Annotated in this window: 7 protein-coding genes and 1 pseudogene; 4 read left to right on the top strand and 4 right to left on the bottom strand. The window is 72.4% G+C overall.

Annotated elements, in window-relative coordinates; all coding sequences use genetic code 11:
* The first annotated feature begins 295 nt into the window (after positions 1–295).
* From C1I98_RS32605 to C1I98_RS32595, 3 genes are all read left to right on the top strand, one after another.
* Positions 296–1198 carry a hypothetical protein gene (locus C1I98_RS32605; protein ID WP_111171195.1) on the top strand — a complete coding sequence of 301 codons (903 nt, stop codon included), beginning with the start codon at positions 296–298 and terminating at the stop codon, positions 1196–1198.
* Positions 1199–1388: 190 nt separating this feature from the next.
* Complete coding sequence (locus C1I98_RS32600; RefSeq protein WP_111171194.1) at positions 1389–2555, top strand: CaiB/BaiF CoA transferase family protein; 1167 nt, start codon at positions 1389–1391, stop codon at positions 2553–2555.
* Positions 2552–4054 (top strand): carboxyl transferase domain-containing protein, encoded by a 1503-nt coding sequence (locus tag C1I98_RS32595; protein WP_111171193.1) that lies wholly within the window; start codon positions 2552–2554, stop codon positions 4052–4054. Before C1I98_RS32600 ends, C1I98_RS32595 begins: the two co-directional genes overlap by 4 nt.
* A gap of 3 nt (positions 4055–4057) precedes the next feature.
* Here the strand turns inward: C1I98_RS32595 and C1I98_RS32590 are convergent, their stop codons facing one another.
* From C1I98_RS32590 to C1I98_RS32575, 4 genes are read right to left on the bottom strand one after another with little or no spacing between them, the layout of a single operon-like run.
* On the bottom strand, positions 4058–4459 hold the full coding sequence (locus C1I98_RS32590; RefSeq protein ID WP_111171192.1) for a hypothetical protein: 402 nt from the start codon (positions 4457–4459) through the stop codon (positions 4058–4060).
* Positions 4456–4926, bottom strand: a complete 471-nt coding sequence (locus C1I98_RS32585; protein WP_233508384.1) for a hypothetical protein — start codon at positions 4924–4926, stop codon at positions 4456–4458. The genes C1I98_RS32590 and C1I98_RS32585 overlap by 4 nt, the downstream gene beginning before the upstream one ends.
* 34 nt (positions 4927–4960) lie before the next feature.
* Positions 4961–5740: a carbon-nitrogen hydrolase family protein gene (locus tag C1I98_RS32580; RefSeq protein ID WP_111171190.1), complete on the bottom strand. Its 780-nt coding sequence runs from the start codon at positions 5738–5740 to the stop codon at positions 4961–4963.
* Positions 5737–6693, bottom strand: coding sequence for a DUF418 domain-containing protein (locus C1I98_RS32575; RefSeq protein ID WP_233508383.1), 957 nt, complete (start codon positions 6691–6693; stop codon positions 5737–5739). Before C1I98_RS32575 ends, C1I98_RS32580 begins: the two co-directional genes overlap by 4 nt.
* A 147-nt stretch (positions 6694–6840) precedes the next feature.
* Here C1I98_RS32575 and C1I98_RS32570 point away from each other — a divergent pair.
* Positions 6841–7154 (top strand): annotated as a pseudogene (locus tag C1I98_RS32570) (hypothetical protein); the annotation flags it as partial.

Raw genomic sequence — 7154 nt, 5'->3', positions numbered from 1 at the left:
CCCGCCGCCCAGGCGTTCCGGACCGCTCCCTGATCGCCGCCTTCGGCACCGGCGCGGGCATCGCCCTCGGCAGCGCCGTCATCGGCTGGCTCCTCGGCCGCACCGCCCGCCGCCGCTGACCCATCGCTGATTTGGCACGGGTTTCCTCGGCTGGTGGTGGAGGTGCCGTCCGCCGGAATACCGCAGGAGAAACCGGGGGTACGCCTGCGCCGCCGGTCGTCGTGTGGGTGTTCCCCGTTCGTGCTGATGTGACGGAGTCTCGCGGAAGAGGATCTCCAGGCGTAACGTGGCGAGTATGCGGGAGGCGCGTGCAGAGGATGCTCGGAGCCAGGCCAGGCAACTGATCGGCGATCTCCTGGGAGAGGATCGCCCGACCGCCCGGGCGCTGGTCGACCACGCAGTGCGGGTATTGGGTGACAAACGGGCCGCACGTTGTGTCGAGTTGGCCCGCTGGGCTCCGCTGACCCGCAGGTCCTCGGAGCTGGCCGCGCTGGCCGGGCTGCTGATCGGCACCCGCGACCTCGGTACGGGCTGGTGGGAGCGGGCCAGGGGCGGCAAGCTGCCCTCTCCGGACGAGGCGCTGTCCACCAGTGCCGCGATCGATCCGTGGACCGACCTGACGGTGCTGGAGATGCTCGCCGCCTGGATCGCCGACGACACGGCGGACGCCATGTGGGGCCCCGCCGTCGCCTCCGCCGACCTCAATTCCTGGCACGCCGAGGACCGCATCGAGCTTTCCGGGGAGGCGCGGCCGGGACAGCGGCTGGTCGTCGAGTTCGACGCGGGCGGCCGGCTCGACGCCATGGTGGTACGGCGGGAGGGCGGCGAGCTGGGCTCCGACCTGGACTTCTCGACCCTGCGCTACTCCCGGCCCGCCGAGGCGCAGTGGAGCTGGGGCGTGGCGGCCGGGCTGGGGCCCCACCCGCTCGCGGGCGAGCGGCCCGACCCCTACGCCGAGCCGGTCGAGGAGGGCGCGGCTGAGCCGCTGCGCACCTGGGCGCTGCGGCACGGCGCGAGCGTGGAGGCGACCGGAGACCCGTGGCGGCGCAAGGGCGAGGTGATCGCCGCCATCGAGCGGGTGGACTGGATGTGGCGCAGCGGCGAGTGGTTCGGCTGGTGGCGCGCGGTGTCGGCCCTGGTGGACGGCGACAGCGCCCAGCTCGCCGCCCGCATGGACGACATGGACGCCGCCCCCTGACACGACCGTTCGGGGAAGATGGCGACACAGTCGGCAGGCGGCCCTCTGGAAGTCGTTGAGCTGGTTGAATGCTCAGCCGACCGTACCTTCCCGGCCATCGGCCCTGCCTCGCAATGTGCCTCGTACCGGGCAGAATGCAAGCCCCACCAACGCGTGGGCTAGGCTCGGCGACCACCATGGGAGGCTGATCTTGCAGGGACCTCTGGACGACATCGTCGTGCTCGATCTCTCGCGGGCCCTTGCGGGGCCGCATGCCGCGCAGATGCTCGGTGATATGGGTGCCAAGGTCATCAAGGTGGAGCACCCGGCGGGCGGCGATGATTCGCGCGGCTGGGGACCTCCGTTCGTCGGACCGGACCACGACATATCCACGTACTTCCTGGCGGCCAACCGCAACAAGCAGTCCATCACCGCCGACCTGCAGACCCCCGAGGGCAGGACCCTGATCGAGCGGCTGGTCCGGCACGGCGACGTACTGATCGAGAACTTCCGCACCGGAGTGCTCGACCGCCTCGGTTTCCCGGTCGCCCGGCTGCACGAGCTGAACCCCCGCCTGGTCGTGCTGTCCATCACCGGCTTCGGCCACGACGGCCCCGAAGGCGGTAGGCCGGGCTACGACCAGATCGCCCAGGGCGAGGCGGGCCTGATGAGCCTCACCGGGCCGTCCGCCGACGAGCCGTACCGGGTCGGCGCGTCCGTCGGCGACGTGCTCGCGGGCATGTACGGCGCCTACGGCGTGCTCGCCGCGCTGCACGAGCGGGCGCGGACCGGGCGCGGCCGGGTGGTCCGCACGTCGCTGCTGGCGGGGATCGTCGGTGTGCACGCCTACCACGGGACGGTCTGGACGGTCGGCGGCCAGGTCCCCGCCGCCGCCGGCAACCACCACGCCACCATCGCCCCTTACGGCGCGTTCCGGTGCGCCGACGGGATGATCCAGATCGCCGCCGGAAACGACGCGCTGTGGCGCAAGGTGGCCGTCCTCCTCGATATCGACCCCGATATACCGAAATATGCGACCAACCGCGATAGGTTCGCCCACCGCGGCGACCTCGTCGCCGACATGGAGAAGGCCCTGGACGCGCACGACCGCGCGTACCGGCTGGCCGCGCTGACCGAGGCCGGCGTACCCGCGGGCGCGATCCGCGCCCTCGACGAGGTCTACACCTGGGAGCAGACCCGCTCCCAGGGCCTGCTGATCGAGGTCGATCACCCGGTGCTCGGCCGGATCGCGCTGCCCGGCCCGCCGGTACGCCTGGACGGCGCGCCCGCCGCCGAGCACTCGCCCCCGCCCATGCTCGGTCAGGACTCCGCAGATGTTCTGACCTGGCTGTCCGGCCGGGAGGGCGGCCAGCGGTGACGACCCCGGCCCGCCGCCCGGACGCCCGGGCACTGATCGACATCGTGCTCGACCCGGGTTCATGGCGGTCATGGGACGAACCGCCCGCCGACCGGGCCGAGCCGGGTTCGGCGTACGCCGAAGAACTCGCCGCCGCGCGGGCCAAGTCCGGCTACGACGAGGCGGTGATCACCGGGGAGGGCCTGCTGGACGGGCGCAGGGTGGCCGTGGTGATCTGCGAGTTCTCCTTCCTGGCCGGGTCGATCGGGGTGGCCGCCGCCGACCGGCTGGTGGCGGCGGTGGAGCGGGCGACCAGGGAACGCCTGCCGCTGCTCGCCGCGCCCGCCTCGGGCGGGACGCGGATGCAGGAGGGGGCGCTGGCGTTCGTCCAGATGGTGAAGATCACCGCGGCCGTGTCCGCGCACCGGGCGGCGGGCCTGCCGTACATCGTGTACCTGCGCCACCCGGTGACCGGCGGGGTGTTCGCCTCCTGGGGGTCGCTCGGGCATGTGACGGCGGCCGAGCCGGGCGCGCTGATCGGGTTCCTCGGGCCGCGCGTGTTCGAGTCGCTGCACGGCTACCCGTTCCCCGAGGGGGTGCAGGTCGCCGAGAACCTCTACGCGCACGGCCTGGTGGACGCGGTGGTGGCCGCCGAGGACGCCAGGCGGGTCGCCGCCCGCGCGCTGTCGGTGCTGACCGCCGGACGCCGCGAGGTCACCGTCACCGGACCCGAGCCGGTCGGCCCGGTGCGGCCGGTCCAGGCGTGGGAGGCGATCACCAGGTCCAGGCGCGATGACCGGCCGGGCGTACGCGCGCTGCTCAAGCTGGGCGCGTGCGAGGTGACCCCGCTGCACGGCACCGGCGCGGGGGAGGAGGACCCCGGGATGCTGCTCGCCCTGGCCAGGTTCGGCGCCGCGCCCGCGGTCGTGCTCGGCCAGGACCGCGGCAGGCGGCGTACGGCTCCCGGGCTCGGCCCGGCCGGGCTGCGGGTGGCCAGACGCGGCATGCGGCTGGCCGCCGAACTCGGCCTGCCACTGGTCACCGTGATCGACACGGCCGGGGCCGCGCTGTCCAAGACCGCGGAGGAGGGCGGCCTGGCCGGGGAGATCGCCCGGTCGATGGCCGAGCTGGTGATGCTGGACGCGCCCACCGTGTGCCTGATCCTCGGCGAGGGGGCGGGCGGCGCGGCGCTGGCGCTGCTCCCCGCCGACCGGGTGGTGGCGGCCCAGCACGCCTGGCTGTCCCCGCTGCCGCCCGAGGGCGCGTCGGCCATCCTGTACCGCACGGTGGACTTCGCCCCGGAGATCGCGGTCTCCCAGCGGGTCGGCGCGACCCAGCTCGCCGCCGACGGGATCGTGGACCGGGTGATCCCCGAACTCCCCGACGCCGCCTACGAGCCGGCCGCCTTCTGCCGGCGCGTCGCGGGCACGCTGGAGTACGAGATCGCGGGCCTGCTGGCCCGGCCCGCCGACAAGCGGCGGGCCGCCCGCCTGGCCCGCTATCGCGACCTCGGCCGGTGAGCCCTAGGTGAGCGGGACGGGAATCCGCTCGATGCGGATGGAGAAGACCTCCTCGCGGGGCACGACGACCTCGTAGGCCCCGTGATCGACCATCCAGTAGCCCAGCGCCTCGGCCTTCATACCGCTGTGCCCGGTATAGGCGATGTGCAGCCCGTCGTCGTCTTCGTCCAGGACGACGCACGGCTCGCCGCCGAACGCCCCCACCGTGCGGACCATCACCAGCGAGTCCAGCTCGCCGCGGGGCACCGGCCGCCGCCAGTAGCCGAAGACCTCGGTGAAGCCCTCCTCGGGCTCCTCGCTGAACAGCACGGGCTCGTCGTTGTCGCCGCCCAGCGCGGCGGCGTAGCTCCTGTCGCCGAGGCGGGCGACGAACCCGGAGGCGATCGGCTCGATCTCGGCGCTCACGAGGCTCCTTCGGCGGGCCGCCAGGTGAGCCCGTCATATCGGCCGAACGGCCGCTCGCCGCTCCGCGCGGTGATGTGCGTGATCTCCGCCCCCGCCGGGATCGGCATCGGGATGGTGTGGAACTGCGGGACCACGTACTCCCGCGAGGTGGTGAAACCGTTGCCGGCGAACGGAGCTGAATCGCTCCAATCGCCTCCCATGTGCGGGCCGTACGGCACGACATAGGCGTCGACATCCCTGGCCAGCCAGCGCATCATGTAGAGCTCGGGCACGTCGGCCGTCAGCTCCGAGCCCTCGAACCCCAGGTCGAGCGCGTGGAAGAGCTGTTCAGGCGTGGTCAGCCGCGCGCAGTCCTGGGCGCGGTAGACGTAGCCGGAGATGACCGTGCGTTTACCGGACAGATACGGCACCAGCAACCGGGGCGGGATCACCTTCAGCATCAGCGTCCTCTTACCCGGCTCATTCACGGCGACAAGTTTACGATCTGTTGACCCTCACCACTCAAATGACACGATGTTCCAGGCATGGAAGAGTCGTCCGGACCTCCGCCGTGATCGCCGGATCCAGCTCCAGGACGCGCACCTCCGCCCGCGGCCCGAGATCGCCGCGCACCACGCCGAGCGGATCGACGAGCATGCTGCGCCCCACGCCGAAGCCGTCCTTCGCCTCCGGGTTGGGGGCCTGGCCGACCGCGATGGTCCACATCGTGTTCTCGATCGCCCGCGCCCGGACCAGGGTGACCCAGTGGTCCTCCTTCATCGGGCCCGATCCCCAGGCGGCGATGACGGCGAACACGTCGGCCCCGGCGTCCACCAGTGCCCTGGCCAACTCGGGGAAGCGCACGTCGTAGCAGGTGATCAGCCCGATCCGCAGCCCGGCCAGCTCCGCCACGACCGGCGTGCGGCCGGGGGCGACCAGGTCGGACTCGCGCGCGGTGAACGCGTCGAACAGGTGGATCTTCCGGTAGGCCGCCTTGACCACGCCCGCGCCGTCGATCGCGACCGTGGTGTTGTGGACGCGTCCCTCGCCCGGCTCGAAGACCCCGGCGATGACCGGCAGCCCACGCGTGCGCGCGGCGGCGGCCAGGCCGCTGACGAACGGCCCGTCGAGGGGCTGGGCCGACTCGGCGACCCGCGAGCCGAACCGGGTGAGCGTGGCCTCGGGGAAGACCGCGAGATCGGCGCCCTGGGCGGCGGCCTCGTCGATCACCTCGACCGCGCGTTTCAGATTGGTGTCAGGGTCGTAGGCGACGGGGATCTGGCACAGCGCGACCTTCTTCACCTGTCCAGGTTATTGCGCACGAACTCGCCCCACGTCAAGCATCGCCAGACCCATTCCAGCGGGCCGTACCGGTACCGGGCGAGCCACCAGCGGGAGAACGCGATCTGCGCGGCGATGGTCACGGCGCTCAGCCCGAACCCGGCCAGCCGGGTCGGATCGGCGGCCAGCAGCGGCAGCGTCAGCAGGATGACCGGCGTGCTGAGCAGGTAGTTGGTCAGAGCCATCCGGCCGAGCGGGTTGAGCGCCCAGGTGAGCGGGCCGCGCAGCGGTGTGCGCAGCAGCAGGAGCAGCCCGGTGCCGTACGCGAGCGCGGCGGCCAGCCCGCTCAGCGGGTACAGCGCCACCACCCGGCCGCCCGTGGTCGTGAACGCCCACAGGTAGCCGAGCACGACCGCCAGCGGGACGCTGACCAGGAAGGCCGGCAGGGTCAGGCGCGGACTCGGGCGATACTCCATCGCCGCCATGCCGAGCAGGAACAGGCCGGGCACCAAGATCATGCCACCGCCCAGCATCACCGCCCACGCGGTCGTGCCGAGCCCGAGCAGCAGCACCGCCAGGCGCGGCATGAACGACGCGGGAAGCAGTACCACCAGCCCGAACAGCGCGTACGGCAGCAGCACCTCGCCGGGGTTGACCATCGTGTGCAGGAACCCGAGGAGGGCGAGCACCACCAGCCGGCGCAGCAGCGCCACCCGGTCGCCGCCCGCCGACCGCAGGAACAGCACCAGGCTGATGCCGAACAGGAAGGAGAAGATCGGGTAGAACCGGCTCTGAAACAGGTTCTCCACGACCAGGTCGATCGGGATCCGGGCCTTGTCGGCGAGCTCCCCCCGCGTGTGCTGCCAGGTGTTGACCACCATGATCCCGCACAGCGCGAGGCCGCGGACCGCGTCGAGTTCGTGGATACGGGGCGTCCGCCGCCCGCGCTCCCCTGGGCGGTGCGGGGTGATCACACTGAGCAGGCTAGTGGACCGGCCCCTCGTCCAGGACTTTCCTGACTGGGAGTGGGCTCCCGGTCAGATTTCCCAGTGGAACCGAGCGGGTTTGCGAGAGGATGGCAGGGTTTGGTGCTTTCCTGAGGCGAGGAGACGGTCCTACCCATGCGCGACCTTCTTGCGTTCCTCAAGAATTCCGTCGTGCTGCTCAAGGCCGGGCGCGACCACGTTCTGATGGGGGACATGGCCCGGGCGGCCCGGTCCCGCGCCGTGCTGAGCGTCGTCGCAGGCGCGGTCGTGGCCGTGTCCGTGCTGGTGATCTTCCAGGTCTTCGGCGGGGAGGAGGCGGCGCCGCCCGCCTCCCAGGCCCGGCCGGTCACGTCGTCGCCGCCCGCGCCGCCGCGCGGTCCGATGGCCTCACTCGAACCCGTACGCCCGCCCTCCTCCGCCCCCGGCGCAAGCCCTGTTCCCACCGCGCC

It is taken from the genome of Spongiactinospora gelatinilytica, from assembly GCF_003236385.1.
Classification (GTDB): domain Bacteria; phylum Actinomycetota; class Actinomycetes; order Streptosporangiales; family Streptosporangiaceae; genus Spongiactinospora; species Spongiactinospora gelatinilytica.
This window is presented reverse-complemented; position numbering and strand designations above follow the sequence as displayed.

Coding starts and splice junctions, on each gene's coding strand:
- C1I98_RS32605 (WP_111171195.1), top strand. CDS start 296: ATGCGGGAGGCGCGTGCAGAGGATGCTCGGAGCCAGGCCAGGCAACTG.